The organism is Pseudomonas sp. A214, from assembly GCF_900156295.1.
In the GTDB taxonomy this organism is placed as follows: Bacteria; Pseudomonadota; Gammaproteobacteria; order Pseudomonadales; family Pseudomonadaceae; genus Aquipseudomonas; species Aquipseudomonas rhizophila.
Window position 1 is genome coordinate 919363 of sequence record NZ_LT707062.1, and the last position, 20101, is coordinate 939463.

Genomic DNA, 20101 nt, shown 5'->3' on the forward strand with positions numbered 1-20101 from the left:
CGGATCCTCATGGGGTCAGGTAGTCGGCCAGGGCGTCACGCACGCAGGGGGACGCCAGCATCGAGCTGCTGCGAAAAAAGCGCGTGATATTGCCCACCAACGGGTGAAAACGATTGATGGGATACGCCAGCGCACTGGCCTCTTCGCGCAATGACTGGCGCACCGATTCGTCGACGGGCAGGTGTGCGATCAGCTGGAAATCGAACGCCTGTTGCAGATCGCTCGCCAGGTACTGGCTGATGAAGCCGGGCATCAGTCGCGCAATCGCATCGCGGTCAGCTTCGGGCGCGCTGCGCCAGTAGATTTGCACCAGACGCGTCCAGAATCCGGAGTGCCGTCCCTCATCCAGCAAGTGGTCGGCCATCAGGCCCTTGATCGACGCCTTGACCGAATCATCCCGGGCGAATGCCGCCACCTCGTTGGTCACGGTGTTCTCGGCAATGGCGATGCAGATCAGCTCCACGGCGCTGAGCAAATGCTCCGGTGCCTGGGCCAGCGTCGCCGGGATGGCGCGGCTGAGCTCGATCTGATCGGGCAACGGGATCGGCGCAATGCCAGTCATGTCGATGGTCTGCTGCATGAAGTCCATCGCCACCAGTGCGTGATAATCCTCGTCTACTACCACCGTCATTGCGTCGTAGCGGCAGGCGAACGGGAACTCGATGCCGAAGCTGTTCTTGGCAATGCGCCGGGCGGTGTGGTCCACCAGCTCGGTCTCGAAGATCACCACATCGTTGATGAACTTGTAGAGGCTCTGCACCAGCACAAAATCGCGCAGTTGCGGGCAGTGGCTGAGGAAGGTCTGGCTGTGCACCAGAGGCTGACGGCTCATGGGGAAGATCAACTTGTCGTCGTCTTCGACCCGGCGCCGTGGCCGGGTGCGGATGGTCGCGCGGCTTTCCCAGGCGTCGGCGAAGGATTGGTATTCGACAGCGTTCATGGCGCCACCTGCGCAAGCGGTTGGGCCATGCTCTGGCGTAACCCGTCCCACAGCGCGGTGCGGCTTTGGACGGCGGCGAGTGCAGCGGCCAGCACCTCGGTTTCGCGCTGCGGGTCGCCATCGATCAGTCGGGCCAAGAGTTTTTCCGCTGCCGGGCCGTGGTCCTCGGAATCCACTTCGATGTGCCGCTGCAGGTAATAACGAAACGTCGGCGCCTGATCCAGGCCGATGCCCCAGGCGTCCAGCATGCGCTGGAACATCTGCGGGATGACGCTCTCGCGACCATGCACGAAGGCGGCGGCCACGCTGTGGGCCGGTGCGTGCAGCGCCGTTTGCAGTGTCTGGCGGACGAACCGGGCCGCCGCCGGCTCCACTTCGACGCTCTCCAAGGCTGTTTCGGGACTGACGCCTTCCTGTTGCAAGGTGATGAACTGCTCAATGGCGCGAGTATCGGCGCCAACCTCGCGCATGGCGTCCAGGTACAGTTCGAAATGGCTGCAATAGCCGGCTCCGGGGCGGTCATCCGACTCCTCGCCCAGGACGATTTCGTTGATCAAACGTGCAGCGTGTGGGTCGGCCGGCGGTAACCAGGGCAAGTGGACACAGGTCAGCTCCCGTTGCAGCCGTTTGGTCAGTGACATGAAATCCCACACGGCAAAAACATGGCTTTGCATAAAACGGCGCAGCAGATCGATTGATGTTATTTCAGAAAAAACCGGGTGTTGGCCAAGGGCGTGTTTTTTCAGAGATAGTTGTTCTTTGGTTGGCTGCATCGGAACGTCCTCATCAATGTTGTTTGTTCGGAAAAGTCACCCGGGCTTTAATAAAAGCGAGCGGGTGCCTGAACCGGAGTCCATAAGTTTCGAAAGTATTGAAGTGCTCGTCTTAACTACGCATTCATGGCGTGCGGGCAAGGTTTTTCGGACCTAAGCCATAAATGTAAGCGGTCGATAACAACTCGACGGATAAAAAGCTAATACACCGAACAAGTAAGCGGCAAGTGTTTTTTTAATTATTTAAATGGGGTTATTTATTGGGCGCGAAGAGGGGTATTAAAACTTTTAATATAAGTTTTATTCAGGCGAAGCCGCTCCTTCCGATAGAGAAGTATCAGAATCGAAGAAGTTGAGTGAATGCCTCACTCGGAGCACTTCAGGGGACAGGGAAATAAGAAGTTGTTGTTTTATGGGGGGGACATCGGACGGACTTCCGATCATCCCGCCGGTTGGGCGGTGCTCCTTGCGTGTTGGCTTCGATTCGCCTGGCTGCGGCCAGGCGCTGACTTCTTCAGGTCTGTTTTTTAATCGACAAACGCAAGAGTGGGCCCAAATCGATGGCAGTGCCATTGAACTGATGGGGGCGACAGGGCGCGGCTACGCTGCGGCCTCGTCGGGCGGGCGAGAAACCGTGTAGGAGGGATGTGTAAGAAAGTGATGCGCCCCTCGGGGCGCGGGGGGCAGGTCAACGGCTTGGTTGTTGTTCCAGATAGCGACGGATGGTGACGCAGGCTTTTTCCAGATGCAGCTCCAGCAGGGCAACCGCTCTGTCGATGTCCTGCGCCGTAGCGGCCTCCAGCAGCGCGCGATGATCGTCCTGGGTCAGTTTGCCCAAGCCCATGGACGACAGATGGAAGCGCAAGAAGCGTTCTTCCTCATTGAGCTCGCGCTCGATCAGGTCCAGCAGTTTGCTGTTGGGTGCCTTGTGATAAAGCGACATGTGAAACAGCCGGTTGAGCCTGCCGATTTCAGCGTGGTCGGTCTGGGCTTCCAGTTGCTCGATGTAATGGGCGGCCATGGCCAGGTCCTCGGCATCGAGGAGGGGAATGGACAAGCGCAATGCGAAAGATTCAAGGACCGAACGCAGGGCGTACGTTTCGATCGCATTGTTGGTGATCAACGGGGCTACCACGGCGCCTTTGTGCTGAACCACATTGAGCAGTGATTGCGCCTCGAGCTGGCGCAAGGCCTCGCGTACCGGCATGCGGCTGACGCCGAACAGGTCGGCCAGTTCCTGCTGGCGCAGGGCGGTGCCGCAGGGCAGGCGCCCGTCGAGTATGGCCTCGCGCAGGGATTCTTCGATGATTGAGCGGGCCTGGGCAGCGGGAACGGGCCCGTTGACCTGGATAGTGCTTAGCGGTTTGGGCTTCTGTGTCACGACAACGCACCCTGACTGGTAGTAACAAAAATTGGATCCAAGCCAACAGTAGTTACAGATTGCCAAGCCGTCAAAACCTCGCGGCCCCGGTTCCTGAACTAAAGTTTAGTCTGCTCGTGGTGATCGGACCTTGCCATTGTCTTTTGCCGGGCCAGGCTTCACCATCCAACGCATTTCCCACGGCCCTTTTTGGACGTATTTCCCTTGGCTGCACCTTTCCCTGTTCCCAGGTCCTTGCGCTGGCTGTGTTCGGCATTGTTGCTGGCCGGCCTCATGCTGGGCGGCCTGCAGGCTGATTGGGACTTTGCGCAGATCAGCCGGCGGGCGCAAGCGTTATATGGGCCGTTGGGCGAAGGGCAGCAACGGATCGATGCCTGGCAGCAATTGTTGGCGACCCAGAAGCAGACGCCGGAGCTTGAGCAGCTCAAGGTGGTGAACCTGTTTTTCAACAAACGGGTGCGCTACGTCGAAGACATCGACTTGTGGCGTCAGGTCGATTACTGGGAGACCCCGATCCAGGCCTTGTGGAAAGGGGCCGGGGATTGCGAGGACTACGCCATTGCCAAGTACTTCAGCCTGCGTCGTCTGGGGGTGTCCAGTGACAAGCTGCGCATCACTTACGTCAAGGCGTTGCGGCAGAACCGTGCGCACATGGTGCTCACTTACTACGCAACCCCCGATGCCATGCCGCTGGTACTCGACAGCCTGATCGACGGCATCCTGCCGGCCAGCCAGCGGACCGATCTGTTGCCGGTCTACTCTTTCAATGCCGAGGGATTGTGGCTGCCAGGCGCCAAGGGCAACAAGAAAGTGGGTGACACCAAGCGCCTGTCCCGGTGGCAGGATGTGTTGAAAAAAATGCAGGCCGAAGGTTTTCCGGTCGAGACGACTAACTAGGAGCGCGCGCTCAGATGTCCTTGTTCAAACAGCTGTTGATCGCTATCTGTCTGTTCCTGGTGGTTGCCTTCAGCGGCAGCTTCATGGTCAGTCTGGAAAGCTCGCGGGCCCAGTACGTCAACCAGTTGCGCTCCCACGCCCAGGACGCGGCCACGGCGCTGGCGCTGTCCCTGACGCCGAACATCGACGACCCGGCGATGGTGGAGCTGATGGTCAGTTCGATTTTCGACAGCGGCTATTACGCAACCATCCGTGTGGTCGATGTCGCCACCGACCAAACCCTCGTCGAGCGTACCGGCACGCCCGACGCCGGCAACGTGCCGCAATGGTTCATCAAGCTCATCGGCCTGGAGCCGGCCGGTGGCGATGCGATTGTTAGCCGTGGCTGGGAACAGGCGGCGCGGGTCGAAGTGGTCAGCCACCCGATGTTCGCCCTCGCCAAGCTGTGGCAGAGCGCATTGGGCAGCCTGGGCTGGCTGCTGCTGTGCGGCGCGGTGAGCGCGGTGCTGGGGGCCTTGCTGCTGCGTCGTCAGCTCAAGCCGCTGGATTACATGGTGCACCAGTCCCATGCCATCGCCCGTCGCGAGTTCCTGAGCCTGCCGGAGTTGCCGCGTACCCCGGAACTGCGCCGGGTGGTGCAGGCGATGAACCAGATGGTCGAGAAGCTCAAGGCGCTGTTTCAGGAGCAGGCCGAGCGTAGCGAAAAACTGCGGGTCGAGTCTTACCAGGACAATCTCACGGGACTGGCCAACCGGCGGTATTTCGAAATGCAGCTCCACGCCCGGGTGAGCAACCCCGAGCAGGCCAGTTCCGGTTATCTGCTGTTGCTGCGGGTCAAGGACCTGGCCGGGTTGAACCAGCGGCTGGGCGGGCAGCGCACCGACCAGTTGCTCAAGGCCGTGGGCGAACAATTACAGCGTGAATGCGCCCGCTACCCTGAAACCCACAACATGGTGACGCGCATCCGCGGTGGGGAGTTCGCCGTGCTGGCGCCGGGGCTGGTGCGCGAGGAAGCGCTGCAACTGGCGCAGAACCTCGAAAGCGCCTTGGCCAGCCTGCATGCCACCGGTGCGACCGATGTGGCTTCGGTGGCCTCCATCGGACTGGCTCCATTCGTCCATGGCGACTCGCCGCAAGCCGTGCTCCAGCTCGGCGACCAGGCCCTTGCCCAGGCCGAAAGCCAGGGCGAACCGGGTTGGGCCTGCCTGGACCACAGCGCCTCGGCCAGCGTCGGTGACGATCATCATGCCTGGCACAATCTGCTCGACCAGGCCTTGAGCAATCAGCGCTTCGAGCTGTACTTCCAACCGGTGGTGGCCGCCCAGGACACCCAAGTGGTGCTGCATTACAAAGTGCTGTCACGGCTGCTGGACGAGCAGGGCCAGACCATCCCCGCCGGGCGCTTTCTGCCATGGCTGGAGCGCTTCGGTTGGACCGCGCGTCTGGATCGTTTGATGCTCGAACAGGTGCTCAAGCAAATGGCCGGGCATGACCAGTCCCTGGCGTTGAACCTGTCTTCGGCGACGTTGGCCGATCCGCAGGCGCTGAACAAGGTCTTTGAGATCCTGCGGGCGCATTCCAACCTTGGGCCGCGCTTGACCCTGGAGATTGGTGAAGAGCAACTGCCGGAGCAAGCGGTGCTGGAGGAGTTGACTCGGCACCTGCGTGAGCTTGGTTTCTCCCTGAGCCTGCAGCGTTTTGGTGGGCGGTTCAGCATGATTGGCAACTTGTCGCGGTTGGGGTTGGCTTATCTGAAGATCGATGGCAGCTATATCCGTGCCATTGATCAGGAGAGTGACAAGCGCCTGTTTATTGAAGCGATCCAGCGTGCTGCTCACAGTATTGACTTGCCGTTGATTGCCGAGCGGGTTGAGACGGAGGGGGAGTTGGCGGTGATTCGGGAGATGGGGTTGTTTGGGGTGCAGGGGCAGTTGGTTGGGGAGCCTCGGCGTTGGGGGTGAGGTTTGTTGACCTTATGACCGAGTACATATCCATTGCTGCGGTAACGGCGGCTTATGGTTCCGCCCTTACGGCGGGTCACTTTTGGCAAACGCCCCAAAAGTAACCAAAAGGTCTTGCCCCACCACTCGGTGCCTCGCCTAGGCTCGGCATGCCCGAACGCAGGCATTGCTCCGTGGGCCCGCCGCGAAGGGCCATCCATGGCCCAGCGCGGCTATCCCGGCATCCATGCCGGGATGCCCACTACGCAATACCTACGTTCGGCCAGCGTGGTTGACGGGGCCCCAGATCAAAATCAAAAGCGAGGCGGCCTGACAGCCGGCCTGGCTTTGGCGGGTGTACACCAATCAGACTTGTTTGAGCAGAACCTGTGGGAGCAAAGCTTGCTCGCGAGGCGGCCTTATAGCCGGCCTGTCTCTTGCGGCTGTGCATCAATCGGACCTGTTTGAGCAGGCACTTGTGGGAGCAAAGCTTGCTCGCGAGGCGGCCTTATAGCCGACCTGCTCTTGCGGCTGTGCACCATCAGACCAGTTTAAGCAGGATTTGTGGGAGCAAAACTTGTTCGCGATGAGGCCGACACATCCAACATCCAACATCTTCATCAACTGAACCACCGCCATCGCGAGCAAGCTTTGCTCCCACAGGATGAACGCGGTCATCAGAAAACAGGTCGGCTGTCAGGCCGCCTCGCCAAGCTTTTGATCTGGGACGCCCCGTTAACCACGCTGGCCGAACGCAGGCATTGCGTAGGGGGCACCTCGGCATGGATGCCGAGGTAGCCGCGCTGGGCCATGGATGGCCCTTCGCGGCGGCCCCCGGAGCAATGCCTTCGTTCGGGCACACCGAGCCTAAGCGAGGTGCCGAGTGGTGGGGCAAAGCGTTTTTGGTTACTTTTGGCGCTCTTCCAAAAGTGACCCGCTGTAAGAGCGGAACCGCCAGTAGCCGTTACCGCAGAAACGGATATACACCCCTCTAAAAGTAAGGTCCTAGGAGATTTCCTTCGAGTTGTGGCGAACTTGGTGAACTTGTCCGGCGTCTGCCCCGTGGCTAGTCTGGGTTTGTCACTGAAAAAACGGTGACACCGGCGTGCAAGCCGGTTAGAAAGACGCCCAACAATATCACCAGCCACTTATCGTGCATTCGTGCTCATGTTTTATGGCAGCTGTGTGCGGGAGACCTTCGGGTCTGCCGAGGTTTTTGGGCGTTGTCTTACTCGGTCTTGCACACTCGCACATAGCTGCCACCCTTCATCGCGTGCAAGCGAGCCAGGGCGGCTCTGAATTGAATAGGAAGCCCAAACCATGTTCAAAGCTACGCCTAACCCTCCACAGCCCTCATCCAAATCCCGAGTCGAAACCCTGCAAGCAAAAAACTCGACGAAGCCGCCGAGCGCGCTCTCGACTACTATCTCAAACCCAAACCCGTCGACGAGGCCCAAGCAGGCCAGCTCTTCATCGTATCCCCGAACATCGACACCGAAACCTTACTGGCCAATGCCTCCGAAGACCTGCTGTCCATCAGCGCCATCGCCGCCGACCTGGCTGATGACGTCGACGGCTCGCGCCGCAGCGTGATTCTGGCGATCAGCCGAATGGCCGACGGGGTGCATTTGTTGGTGGAGCGGGCGATGGATCGGCTTGAGGTTCAAACGTCGAACTGACAGGCCTGTGGCGGATTGAAGATGGCCATCGCGAGCAGGCTCGCTCCCACAAGAGGCCTGTTGGCGAATGGAAAATTGCGCCCTGACACAAATCCAATTGTGGGAGCGGGCTTGCTCGCGAAGGCGTCGGCACATCCAACATCATCGCAAACTGACCCACCGCTTTCGCGAGCAAGCCCGCTCCCACATAAGAACTGCGTGACGGCAATATCTGCGACTTGCCCCATCCCCCTGTGGGAGCGAGCTTGCTCGCGATGAGGGCAGCCCCGACACCGATGAACCAGGCTTAGATCAACCCTTTCTCATCATCATCGATCAACCGGCTCAACCCGCCCAAGGCTTCCCGGGCCTGGTTGCGGTCCATCAGCTTGGCCTGGGCCGCGGGGGGCAGGTCGGTGACGCGGATGACGCCTTTGCTGGTCAGCACCTGGATCAAGTCGTCGAGTACCCGGATCATTTCCAGGTCGCTCTGCTTGAGCTGCTTGAGGCTGTTTTCTACCGCCTGGTTGGCGAACCAGTCCTGGATTTCGTGGCTGTCGGCCGGCAGGGTTTCGGTGGCCTCCGCATAAGCGGTGGCTTCCACGCGCACCAGCAGGCCTTGTGCATCGCGTTGCACATAAAACATCGGGCATCCCTCATGTATGAAGCGGCGTCATGCTGGGCAGCATAGGCCAACTGCGCGCGAGTATGGAGGGTGGCGACAAAATCGTCATCCTGGATGCAGCCCGGTACGACCGCCCCTAAGGGCGGCCGTTAAGCCACGGTCAGCTGTTGTTGTGATCGACCTTGATGGTCGGATCACTGCCGGCGATCAACGAGTTCAGGTTGATGTTCGACCAGTTGTTACCTTCCAGCTTGATCGTCACATCAGGGGTGGCCGCTGCGGCGTCGCCCGCGTTGAACTTGCCGGAGGTGCTGACCTGCAGCGACGACACGCCATCGACCGTGCTGATCTTCAGGAAGTTGTCGATGGTGCTACCGGTTTCGCCCTGCAGCAGATCCCGCAGGTCGATCCGGTCACCCTCGCTGGCCTTGAAGTCCTTGATCACGTCGGTGCCGGTGTCGCCGGACTTCCAGACGAAGGTGTCGCCACCCAGACCACCGATCAGGGTGTCGTTGCCCTGGCCGCCGATCAGCGTGTCGTTGCCTTTGCCGCCGAGCAGGATGTCATTGCCCTTGCCGCCGTTGAGCAGGTCGTTGCCGCCCTGGCCGAAGATGATGTCATTACCGGCACCGCCCAGCAGTGTGTCATTGCCATCGTTGGCACCGGACACATCGAAAGCGTTGTAGTGTTCGGTGATGTACTGGTGCACGTTGCTGGTGGTGACTTTGCTGACTTCCACACCGCTCTGCTGGGCCACGAAGGCCTGAATGGACTGATAACCTTCGCCGGCGATGCCATTGAAGCTCACCAGGTCGCCGAACAGGATGTCGTTGCCGTCTGCCCCGTTGACTGTGTCAGCGCCCGGCAGGGTCGCTTCGGTGTGTCCGATGATGGAGTCGGCCAGGTTCTTGGGATCGATGTTGGTCTGCGGAGTCTTGTCCGAGTCGTAGTCCTTCAGGTCATCCAGCGTCACGCCTTTGTTCAGGCCGATGGCTTCCACGCCAGATACCGAACTCAACAGCGCGAAAGCGCTCAGGGAGTTGCTGGTGGTGGTCGAGCCGGTACTGCTGCCGGTGCCGTCGCGGTACGACAACTCATAGGTGCCGTCGCCCTGGGCGCGCAATGTGCCCAATTCCTCACTGCTCCAGTAACCGCCCCAGGATTTTTTCCAGGTGAGCAGGGTGAGATTGCCGGATTCATCGACCTGAACGCGGTGCGTACTGTCGAGCTCGGCGCTGAACGTCTGGCCCAGCTTGTAGTTGGTCGTGGTGATCAGACTGTCGAGCTTCACGTCGCCATACAAGGTCGGGTTCGTCTGCTCGCCGGACTGATAGTAGGTCGGCTGGCCGTCGGTGATGAAGTACGTCAGGTTCGTCGCGCCGGTGTTGCTCAGGGCTTCGCTGCTCTTGAACCAGTTGGCCGTGGTCTTGAACACGTCCTCGTAGTTGGTACCGCCGCCGGACACCATCGAATCCAGCACACTTTTGAGCAGCGCGAGTGCGTTCGGATCCTTGAGGTTGACCGATACGGTTTTATTCACCTGGCTGTCGAAGTCTGCCAGGAAAATGTTCACCGTCCCGGAGTTGCCGCCCATGCTCTGCTTGAGGGTGTTGAACACCGACGTCAACGAGTCCTTGGCGGCTGTGACGGACGCTGCGCTCATGCTGCCGGAGCTGTCGACCATGAAGGCGATGTTGTAGTTGACGCCTGGCACGACGGTCAGCCCGCCGATGTCGGCGACCACAATGTCGTTGCCGTCGGTGCCGGTGACGTTGTCACTGCCAGAGGTGGCCGTGGCGGAGTTGTAGACCGCCGGATGAACCGTGACCGGTATCTGCGCCGTGGTGGTTGCCGAGCCGCCGAGGGCTTCGGTGGAAGTCGAGGTTACGGTCAGGTTGAACTGGCCGTTGTAGTAGGTCGGTGGCGTCAGGGTCAGGCTGCCCAGATTCCAGCCGGTGACCGAGGCCTCGCCATTGCTGCCCACGGTCGCCGTGTGGCCGGCACCGTCGCTCAGCACGCTGCCTTCCGGGATCCCGCCGATTTTCACGCTCAGGCTTTCGGAGCCGTCGGTATCGGTCAGCGCCGTGGTGATCTTCGACAGGTTCACACTGCCGCCTTCGGCGCCTTCGTTGAGCTTGAAGCCGTCGTAGTAGCCTTCACCATTGGTGCCGTGCAGGTCCGAAACAGTCACGCCCGCATTCACCAGATCAGCCACGCCGGTGTACAGCGGCACGCCGGCACTGCTCAGGTCGGTCGGGGTGCTGCCGTTGACCGACAGGTTCACGTCATAGCTGCCCGGGCCGGTCTGGTTGTGGTGGTAGATGTCCAGGGTGTAGTAGCCGCTGGTGGTCGGGGTGAACGAGCCATTGAGCTTGCCGCCCGCTCCCCAGGTGATGCCCGCGACATCCTTGCCACCGATGGTCACCAACAGGCTGTCATCGCCGGTACCGCTGAAGGTGTAGGTCTTGCCAGCTTCGAGGAAAATCAGGCCCGAGGTTTTCGACGCGGTGCCCGGATTCACGTTGCTGTCGGACTGCACGTTGTTCACGGTGGTGCTGCTGTTGGGGGTTCCGGCGGCATCGATCACCGACTTCAGCGTACCGGACGGCGCGCCGCTGCCATCGGTGCCCAGGCCCGACAGACCGGTCCAGACTTCCTTGACCAGGCCAGTGGAGTTTACGGCGTTCCCGGCTACGTTGAGGGTTGGTGCGTCAGCGACCGGCGTGATGTCGATCTTCACGGTGCCGGTAGTGCCCAGCGCCTGGCCGTCGGTTGGCTGGAACTTGATCTGCGCGTAATCGGATTTCTGATCGCCCACGCCGTTCGCGTTGCCGTTGGCGCCGGACTCATGGGTATCCGGTGTGAAGCGCAGTTTGCCGGCGTCGATGTCGGTCTTGGTGAAGGTCTGGTTGTTGGCCACGTCCTTCCACGTTGCACCGTCCAGATACTGCAACTTGCCGTCAGCGGGCAGTCCGGTGATTTTTACCCCAAGGCTGGATGCCGAACTGTCCACATCGCTGACACCAAAGGTCGACCAGCCAAGAATCAACGAGGTGTCTTCGGTACCGGTCACCGCGCCACCGGTTGCGACCGGCGCATCGTTGACCCCGACCACGTTCACGGTGGTGGTGGCCGTGTTGGAGTAGTTTGTGCCGTCGGTCACCGTCACGGTGATGATGCGCGGCACGGTGCTCGGGTCGTCGCTGCTGTTGGTGAAGCTGATGTTCTTGATTTGCTGCATGTAGTCGGCCAGCGTCGCATTGCCCGACAGGGTCAGGGTGACCGTGCCGTTGGTGCTGTTGGCGTTGATGCTGATGCCGTTGACGCTGTTACCCAGGTTCAGCGCATCGCCGGGCTGACGGTTGGTCAGCACGATGGTGGCGCCGGTCAGCATCGTGCTGTCCGGGTCGGTGATTTTCAGGTCGGTGTCGCCGATGGACACGCCCGGACCGGTGGTGCCTTCGGTGAAGGTCACCTGGTAATCGGCGCCGGTCTTGCCGCTGGAGTTGTTGGCATCCAGGTCCAGTACCGGCGGTGCATCGTTGTCGATGATCGAGGTGCTGACGCTGCCGTTGGTGCCGCTGACGGCCAGGTTTTCGAAGTTGCCGCCGGTGGCCGAGTCGATCTTGACCACGAAGTTTTCGGTACCTTCGGTGATCTTGTCGTCCAGCGTCGCCACGTTGAAAGTGGCGCTGGTGGCATTGGCCGGGATCTTCACGGTGTAGACACCGGTGAAGTCGGTACCGTCGGCGGCGGTACCGCTGTAGACGATCTTGAGCGTCACTTCGGCTTGCGCCGGGTTCGTCAGGCTCACGGTGTACGTCGCGGCCTGGCCTTCGGTGACCGAAGTGCTGCCGGTGATGCTGACGATGGTGTTATCGACGGTGTCGGTCACGTCGGTGACGGCTGGGGTGGTGCTCGGGACGAGGTTCTCGAAGTTGCCACCGGTGGCGTTGTCGATGCTGACTTCGACCTTGCCGGCGTCTTTGTAGACGTCGTCTTTTGGCGCATCGACAGTGACCGTGCCGGTGGTGGCGCCGGCAGCGATGTTGATTACGGCGCCATTGCTCAGGGTCACGGTGACCGGAGTGCCAGCGGCGTTGGTCAGGGTTGCGGTGTAGGTGATTTGACCACCTTCGGCAACCGAATCGGTAGCGCTCAGGCTCAGGCCGGTCGAGTCCTGCACATCGGTAACGGTGGTGTCCGCTGGAGTGGCGTCGATGTCCAGTTTTTCGTAGTTACCGCCCTGGGCATCGTCGATCTTCACGCTCAGGTTGTCGCCGCCAGCAAGGGCGTCGTTCTGGGTCACGAAGTTGACCGAACCGCTGCTGGAGCCAACCGGGATGGTGATGCTTTGACCGTTCGACAGGTTGATCACCAGCGGAGCGCCGGTGACCGGTGCGTTGACCGAGGCGGTGTAAACCACGGTGCCGCCTTCGGCCACAGTCGAGGTCGCGGTCAGCGAAACGGTGCTGGTGTCGATGGTATCAGTGACATCAGTCACTGCCGGAGTCGTGCTCGGTACCAGGTTTTCGAAGTTGCCGCCCGTGGCGTTATCGATGTTGACTTCGACCTTGCCGGCGTCTTTGTAGACGTCGTCTTTTGGTGCATCGACGGTCACAGTGCCGGTGGTGGCGCCAGCGGCGATGTTGATCACGGCGCCGTTGCTCAGGGTCACGGTGACTGGCGAACCAGCGGCGTTGGTCAGGGTTGCGGTGTAAACAATCGAACCACCTTCGGCAACCGAATCGGTAGCACTCAAGGTCAGGCCAGTGGTGTCCTGAACGTCGGTAACGGTGGTGTCCGCGGGAGTCGCGTCAATGTCCAGTTTTTCGTAGTTACCGCCCTGGGCGTCGTCGATCTTGACGCTCAGGTTATCGCCACCAGCAAGGGCATCGTTCTGGGTCACGAAGTTGACCGAACCGCTGCTGGAGCCAACCGGGATGGTGATGCTCTGGCCGTTCGACAGGTTGATGACCAACGGAGCGCCGGTGACCGGTGCGTTGACCGAGGCGGTGTAAACCACGGTGCCGCCTTCGGCCACAGTCGAGGTCGCGGTCAGCGAAACGGTGCTGGTGTCGATGGTATCAGTGACATCAGTCACTGCCGGAGTCGTGCTCGGTACCAGGTTTTCGAAGTTGCCGCCCGTGGCGTTATCGATGTTGACTTCGACCTTGCCGGCGTCTTTGTAGACGTCGTCTTTTGGTGCATCGACGGTCACAGTGCCGGTGGTGGCGCCAGCGGCGATGTTGATCACGGCGCCGTTGCTCAGGGTCACGGTGACTGGCGAACCAGCGGCGTTGGTCAGGGTTGCGGTGTAAACAATCGAACCACCTTCGGCAACAGTGTCAGTGGCCGAGAGCGTCAGGCCGGTAGTGTCCTGCACGTCCGTAACGGTGGTGTCCGCTGGAGTGGCGTCGATGTCCAGTTTTTCGTAGTTACCGCCCTGGGCATCGTCGATCTTCACGCTCAGGTTGTCGCCGCCAGCAAGGGCGTCGTTCTGGGTCACGAAGTTGACCGAACCGGAGCTGGAGCCGACTGGAATGGTGATGCTCTGACCGTTCGACAGGGTGATCACCAGCGGAGCGCCGGTGACCGGTGCGTTGACCGAGGCGGTGTAAACCACGGTTCCGCCTTCGGCCACATTTGCGGTCGCGGTGAGCGAAACCGTGCTGGTATCAATGGTGTCGGTCACGTCGGTGACGGCTGGCGTGGTGCTTGGCACCAAATTCTCGAAGTTGCCACCGGTGGCATTATCGATGCTGACTTCAACCTTGCCGGCGTCTTTGTAGACGTCGTCAGTCGGCGCATCGACGGTCACGGTGCCAGTGGTAGCACCAGCAGCAATGTTGATTACAGCGCCGTTGCTCAGAGTCACGGTCACTGGCGAGCCAGCGGCATTGGTCAATGTCGCGGTGTAGGTGATTTGACCGCCTTCGGCAACGGTGTCAGTGGCCGAGAGCGTCAGGCCAGTGGTGTCCTGCACGTCAGTAACGGTGGTGTCCGCCGGAGTTGCATCGATGTCCAGTTTTTCGTAGTTGCCGCCCTGGGCGTCGTCGATCTTGACGCTCAGGTTATCGCCGCCAGCAAGGGCGTCGTTTGGTGTAACGAAGTTGACCGAACCGCTGCTGGAGCCAACCGGGATGGTGATGCTTTGGCCGTTGCTCAACGTCACGACCAACGGAGCGCCGGTGACTGGCGCGTTAACCGAAGCGGTGTAAACGACGGTGCCGCCTTCAGCCACGGAGGAAGTCGCGGTCAGGCTGACAGTCGAAGTATCAATGGTGTCAGTGACATCGGTGACGGCTGGAGTGGTGCTCGGCACCAGGTTCTCAAAGTTGCCGCCCGTGGCGTTGTCGATGCTGACTTCGACCTTGCCGGCGTCTTTGTAGACGTCGTCTTTTGGAGCATCGACGGTGACGGTGCCGGTGGTGGCGCCGGCAGCGATGTTGATTACAGCGCCGTTGCTCAAGGTCACCGTCACTGGCGAGCCAGCGGCATTGGTCAATGTCGCTGTGTAAACAATCGAACCGCCTTCAGCAACAGTGTCAGTGGCCGAGAGCGTCAGGCCAGTCGTGTCCTGAACGTCGGTAACGGTGGTGTCAGCCGGAGTGGCGTCGATGTCCAGTTTTTCGTAGTTGCCGCCTTGAGCATCATCAATCTTGACGCTCAGGTTATCGCCGCCGGCAAGAGCGTCGTTCTGCGTAACGAAGTTCACCGAACCGCTGCTGGAGCCAACCGGGATGGTGATGCTTTGGCCGTTGCTCAACGTCACGACCAACGGAGCGCCGGTGACTGGCGCGTTGACGGAAGCGGTGTAAACCACGGTGCCGCCTTCGGCCACATTTGCGGTCGCGGTGAGCGAAACCGTGCTGGTGTCGATGGTATCGGTCACGTCGGTGACGGCTAGAGTGGTGCTCGGCACCAAATTCTCGAAGTTACCGCCGGTGGCGTTGTCGATGCTGACTTCGACTTTGCCGGCGTCTTTGTAGACGTCGTCTTTTGGCGCATCGACAGTGACAGTGCCGGTGGTGGCGCCGGCAGCGATGTTGATTACGGCGCCATTGCTCAGGGTTACGGTCACTGGCGAGCCAGCGGCGTTGGTCAATGTGGCGGTGTAAACGATCGAACCACCTTCAGCAACGGTATCGGTTGCACTTAAGGTCAGACCGGTCGTGTCCTGCACATCGGTAACGGTGGTGTCCGCTGGAGTGGCATCAATGTCCAGTTTTTCGTAGTTGCCGCCCTGAGCGTCGTCGATCTTGACGCTCAGGTTATCGCCGCCAGCAAGGGCGTCGTTCTGGGTCACGAAGTTCACCGAACCGGAGCTGGAGCCAACCGGGATAGTGATGCTCTGGCCGTTCGACAGGTTGATGACCAACGGAGCGCCGGTGACCGGTGCGTTGACCGAGGCGGTGTAAACCACGGTGCCGCCTTCAGCTACATTCGCGGTCGCAGTGAGCGAAACCGTGCTGGTGTCGATGGTGTCGGTCACGTCGGTGACGGCTGGAGTGGTGCTTGGCACCAGGTTCTCGAAGTTGCCGCCGGTGGCGTTGTCGATGCTGACTTCGACTTTGCCAGCGTCTTTGTAGACATCGTCAGTCGGCGCGTCGACGGTCACAGTGCCGGTAGTAGCGCCGGCAGCGATGTTGATCACTGCGCCATTGCTCAAGGTCACGGTGACCGGCGAGCCAGCGGCGTTGGTTAGGGTTGCGGTGTAGGTGATTTGACCACCTTCGGCAACCGAATCGGTAGCACTCAAGGTCAGGCCAGTCGTGTCCTGCACATCTGTAACGGTGGTGTCAGCCGGAGTGGCATCGATGTCCAGTTTTTCGTAGTTGCCGCCCTGAGCATCATCAATCTTGACGCTCAGCGAATCACCACCTGACAAAGCATCGTTCTGGGTAACGAAGTTGACCGAGCCGGAGCTGGAGCCGACTGGAATGGTAATGCTCTGACCGTTCGACAGGGTGATCACCAGCGGAGCGCCGGTGACCGGAGCGTTAACCGAAGCGGTGTAAACGACGGTGCCGCCTTCAGCCACGGAGGAAGTCGCGGTCAGGCTGACAGTCGACGTATCGATGGTGTCAGTGACATCGGTGACGGCTGGAGTGGTGCTCGGTACCAGGTTCTCGAAGTTGCCGCCCGTGGCGTTATCGATGCTGACTTCGACCTTGCCGGCGTCTTTGTAGACGTCGTCTTTTGGAGCATCGACGGTGACGGTGCCAGTTGTGGCGCCGGCAGCGATGTTGATCACTGCGCCATTGCTCAAGGTCACGGTGACCGGCGAGCCAGCGGCGTTGGTCAGGGTTGCGGTGTAGGTGATTTGACCACCTTCAGCAACCGAATCGGTAGCACTCAAGGTCAGGCCAGTCGTGTCCTGCACATCTGTAACGGTGGTGTCAGCCGGAGTGGCATCGATGTCCAGTTTTTCGTAGTTGCCGCCCTGAGCATCATCAATCTTGACGCTCAGCGAATCACCACCTGACAAAGCATCGTTCTGGGTAACGAAGTTCACCGAACCGGAGCTGGAGCCAACCGGGATAGTGATGCTCTGGCCGTTCGACAGGTTGATGACCAACGGAGCGCCGGTGACCGGTGCGTTGACCGAGGCGGTGTAAACCACGGTGCCGCCTTCAGCTACATTCGCGGTCGCAGTGAGCGAAACCGTGCTGGTGTCGATGGTGTCGGTCACGTCGGTGACGGCTGGCGTGGTGCTCGGCACCAGGTTCTCAAAGTTGCCGCCCGTGGCGTTGTCGATGCTGACTTCGACTTTACCGGCGTCTTTGTAGACGTCGTCTTTTGGCGCATCGACGGTCACAGTGCCGGTGGTAGCGCCGGCAGCGATGTTGATTACAGCGCCGTTGCTCAGAGTCACGGTCACTGGCGAACCAGCGGGGTTGGTCAGGGTTGCGGTGTAAACAATCGAACCGCCTTCGGCAACGGTGTCAGTGGCCGAGAGTGTCAGGCCAGTCGTGTCCTGCACATCGGTAACGGTGGTATCAGCGGGAGTCGCGTCGATGTCCAGTTTTTCGTAGTTGCCGCCCTGAGCATCATCAATCTTGACGCTCAGGTTGTCGCCGCCGGCAAGGGCATCGTTCTGGGTCACGAAGTTGACCGAACCGCTGCTGGAACCGACTGGAATGGTGATGCTCTGGCCGTTGCTCAACGTTACGACCAACGGAGCGCCGGTGACCGGTGCGTTGACCGAAGCGGTGTAAACGACGGTTCCGCCTTCAGCCACGGAGGAAGTCGCGGTCAGGCTGACAGTCGACGTATCGATGGTATCGGTGACATCAGTCACGGCCGGAGTCGTGCTCGGAACGAGGTTCTCGAAGTTACCGCCCGTTGCGTTATCGATGCTGACTTCGACTTTGCCAGCGTCTTTGTAGACGTCGTCAGTCGGCGCATTGACGGTCACAGTGCCGGTGGTGGCACCGGCGGCGATGTTGATTACAGCGCCGTTGCTCAGGGTCACGGTGACCGGAGTGCCAGCGGGGTTGGTCAGGGTCGCGGTGTAGACAATCGAACCGCCTTCGGCCACTTCAGTGGAAGCTGACAAACTCAGGCCGGTGGCGTCCACCGAGTCGGTAATCGTCGTCACGGCAGGTGTAGTGCTTGGCACCAGGTTTTCAAAGTTGCCGCCCGTGGCACCGGTAATGGTGGTGCTGACGGTGCTGCCATTGTTGTAGACGTCGTTGGCCGGGGTATCGACGTTGACGGAGCCGGTGGTTTGCCCGGCGGCGATGGTGATGACCGAGCCATTGCTCAAGGTCACGGTCACCGGCGTCTGGGCCGGGTTGGTCAGGGTGGCGGTGTAGGTGATCTGGCCGCCTTCAGTGATGGTATCGCTGGCGGTCAAAGTCAGGCCGGTGGCGTCCACGGAATCGGTGATCGTCGTCACGGCAGGCGTGGTGCTCGGCACCAGGTTTTCAAAGTTGCCGCCAGTCGCACCGCTAATAGTGGTGCTGACGGTGCTGCCGTTGTTGTAGACGTCGTTGGCCGGGGTATCGACGTTGACGGTGCCGGTGGTTTGTCCGGCAGCGATGGTGATGACCGAGCCATTGCTCAAGGTCACGGTCACCGGCGTCTGGGCCGGGTTGGTCAGGGTGGCGGTGTAGGTGATCTGACCGCCTTCGGTGATGGTGTCGCTGGCGGTCAGGGTCAGGCCGGTGGCGTCCACGGAATCGGTGATCGTCGTCACGGCAGGCGTGGTGCTCGGCACCAGGTTTTCAAAGTTGCCGCCCGTGGCACCGGTAATGGTGGTACTGACGGTGCTTCCATTGTTGTAAACGTCGTTGGCCGGGGTATCGACATTGACGGTGCCGGTGGTTTGCCCGGCGGCGATGGTGATGACCGAGCCATTGCTCAAGGTCACGGTCACCGGCGTCTGGGCCGGGTTGGTCAGGGTGGCGGTGTAGGTGATCTGGCCGCCTTCGGTGACGGTGTTGCTGGCGGTCAAGGTCAGGCCGGTGGCGTCCACCGAATCGGTGATCGTCGTCACGGCAGGCGTGGTGCTCGGCACCAGGTTTTCAAAGTTGCCGCCCGTGGCACCGGTAATAGTGGTGCTGACGGTGCTGCCGTTGTTGTAGACGTCATTGGCCGGGGTGTCGACGTTGACGGTGCCGGTGGTCTGGCCCGCAGCGATGGTGATGACCGAGCCATTGCTCAAGGTTACGGTCACTGGCGTCTGGGCCGGGTTGGTCAGGGTGGCGGTGTAGGTGATCTGGCCGCCTTCGGTGACGGTGTTGCCGGCCGTCAAAGTGACGGTGGTGGTGTCCACGGTGTCGGTGATCTGGGTCACTGCCGGTGTGGTGGGCAAGGTCACGGCAATGCCGGTGCCGCCAGTAGTGCCGGTGACGGTGACGCTGATCTGGCTAGGGTCGTTATAGACAGTGTCGTTCGGCGCCAGGGGGACGTTGACGCTGCCGGTCAGTTGCCCGGCGGGAATCACGATCACTGCGCCGTTGGACAAGGTCACGATCAGGTTGGTCTGAGGCGCCTGGGTGACGGTCGCGGTGTAGACCAGCACGCCGCCGGCCTCGGTCAGGGTCGGGGTGGCGCTCAGGGTCAACGTCGAATCAAGCACCGCGTTGGCAGTGGTATCGGCGTCGGTGTCGCCGCCGGTGATGTCATCGTCAGCGGCCGCGGCTGCGCTCAAACCCTCAGTCGGGAACCCGATGGTCGGGTCGACGCTGCCAGCGGTGGCATCCAGCATCACAACGCTGTGGCCGCCACCGGCGGCCCCACCCGTACCTGCAGCAGTGGCGCCAGCGGCGGTGGCTTCAAGGGCGGTCGTCGGGTCGACGCCGGCGGCAATGGCCTGCTGCAGTTCTTCTACCGACGGTGCAGCCTGGGCAGTGGCCTGGGCGAGATCGGTGGAGGAGTCCGGGGCAGTGGCGCTCCACTGGGTGTCGCGACCCAGGTCCAGCGTGCGCCCATCGGCCAGTTCCAATGTAACGGCGCCAGCAGCGCCGGTGTCCAATTGATCGCCTGTGGACAGGCGGTCACCTTCAATGAGCACACGCCGGATGCCTTGGGGGGATACGACGAAAACCTGACCAACAATGCTTTTGACGACGGCAATAACACTGCTCATTGAAGACTCTCCGGGTGCCACGTTCAGTAGACTTCCATGTACCTAACAGCCTCTGGCTGCGCCGGTCTGGACGCTCTTGCTTCGCTAAATAAGGTTGTTTTGACGCTTCATGACGTCAATATTTTGGCTTGGTTTTTTTGATTTTTTTGTTTATGCCAAACTATTGACCTTCTGCTGGCCATCCTAAACAATCGCTTCAGTAATGTCACATTGATATTTAAGCGGCGACCTGTTCTTTCGGTGCATGATTCACTGCCTGTTTCGAACTTTCCGACATACGGTCATCCC

Annotated in this window: 7 protein-coding genes and 1 pseudogene; 3 read left to right on the forward strand and 5 right to left on the reverse strand. The window is 60.7% G+C overall.

The annotated features are described in order from the left end of the window. Window positions 1-7: 7 nt before the first annotated feature. From BW979_RS04120 to BW979_RS04130, 3 genes are all read right to left on the reverse strand, one after another. The gene (locus BW979_RS04120) at window positions 8-940 is read right to left on the reverse strand and encodes a diiron oxygenase (protein WP_076383234.1); all 933 of its coding nucleotides are present in this window, start codon (window positions 938-940) and stop codon (window positions 8-10) included. Beyond that, window positions 937-1713, reverse strand: a complete 777-nt coding sequence (locus BW979_RS04125) for a DUF3050 domain-containing protein (protein ID WP_076383235.1) — start codon at window positions 1711-1713, stop codon at window positions 937-939. Before BW979_RS04125 ends, BW979_RS04120 begins: the two co-directional genes overlap by 4 nt. A gap of 688 nt (window positions 1714-2401) precedes the next feature. After that, window positions 2402-3094 (reverse strand): GntR family transcriptional regulator, encoded by a 693-nt coding sequence (locus tag BW979_RS04130; protein WP_076383236.1) that lies wholly within the window; start codon window positions 3092-3094, stop codon window positions 2402-2404. Between the two features lie 273 nt (window positions 3095-3367). Here BW979_RS04130 and lapG point away from each other — a divergent pair, with 273 nt between their 5' ends. The 3 genes and pseudogenes from lapG (at window position 3368) to BW979_RS28065 (ending at window position 7610) form a co-directional block, all read left to right on the forward strand. Next, complete coding sequence (lapG, locus tag BW979_RS04135) at window positions 3368-3991, forward strand: cysteine protease LapG (RefSeq protein ID WP_370695181.1); 624 nt, start codon at window positions 3368-3370, stop codon at window positions 3989-3991. A 14-nt stretch (window positions 3992-4005) separates the two neighbouring features. Next, on the forward strand, window positions 4006-5952 hold the full coding sequence (gene lapD / locus BW979_RS04140) for a cyclic di-GMP receptor LapD (protein ID WP_047230504.1): 1947 nt from the start codon (window positions 4006-4008) through the stop codon (window positions 5950-5952). Between the two features lie 1299 nt (window positions 5953-7251). Continuing rightward, window positions 7252-7610: pseudogene (locus BW979_RS28065) on the forward strand (DUF6124 family protein). A 286-nt stretch (window positions 7611-7896) separates the two neighbouring features. On the opposite strand, the gene BW979_RS04165 reads toward BW979_RS28065, so the two are convergent. After that, a complete protein-coding gene (locus BW979_RS04165; protein ID WP_047230543.1) occupies window positions 7897-8235 on the reverse strand; it encodes a hypothetical protein in 339 nt (112 codons plus the stop codon). A 139-nt stretch (window positions 8236-8374) separates the two neighbouring features. Continuing rightward, window positions 8375-19813 (reverse strand): retention module-containing protein, encoded by an 11439-nt coding sequence (locus tag BW979_RS04170; protein WP_076383239.1) that lies wholly within the window; start codon window positions 19811-19813, stop codon window positions 8375-8377. Between the last annotated feature and the right edge of the window lie 288 nt (window positions 19814-20101).

Bases quoted from the DNA above. Each gene is read 5' to 3' on its own strand.
- BW979_RS04120 (WP_076383234.1), bottom strand. From the start codon at position 940: ATGAACGCTGTCGAATACCAATCCTTCGCCGACGCCTGGGAAAGCCGC.
- BW979_RS04125 (WP_076383235.1), bottom strand. From the start codon at position 1,713: ATGCAGCCAACCAAAGAACAACTATCTCTGAAAAAACACGCCCTTGGC.
- lapG (WP_370695181.1), top strand. From the start codon at position 3,368: ATGCTGGGCGGCCTGCAGGCTGATTGGGACTTTGCGCAGATCAGCCGG.
- lapD (WP_047230504.1), top strand. From the start codon at position 4,006: ATGTCCTTGTTCAAACAGCTGTTGATCGCTATCTGTCTGTTCCTGGTG.
- BW979_RS04165 (WP_047230543.1), bottom strand. From the start codon at position 8,235: ATGTTTTATGTGCAACGCGATGCACAAGGCCTGCTGGTGCGCGTGGAA.
- BW979_RS04170 (WP_076383239.1), bottom strand. From the start codon at position 19,813: ATGAGCAGTGTTATTGCCGTCGTCAAAAGCATTGTTGGTCAGGTTTTC.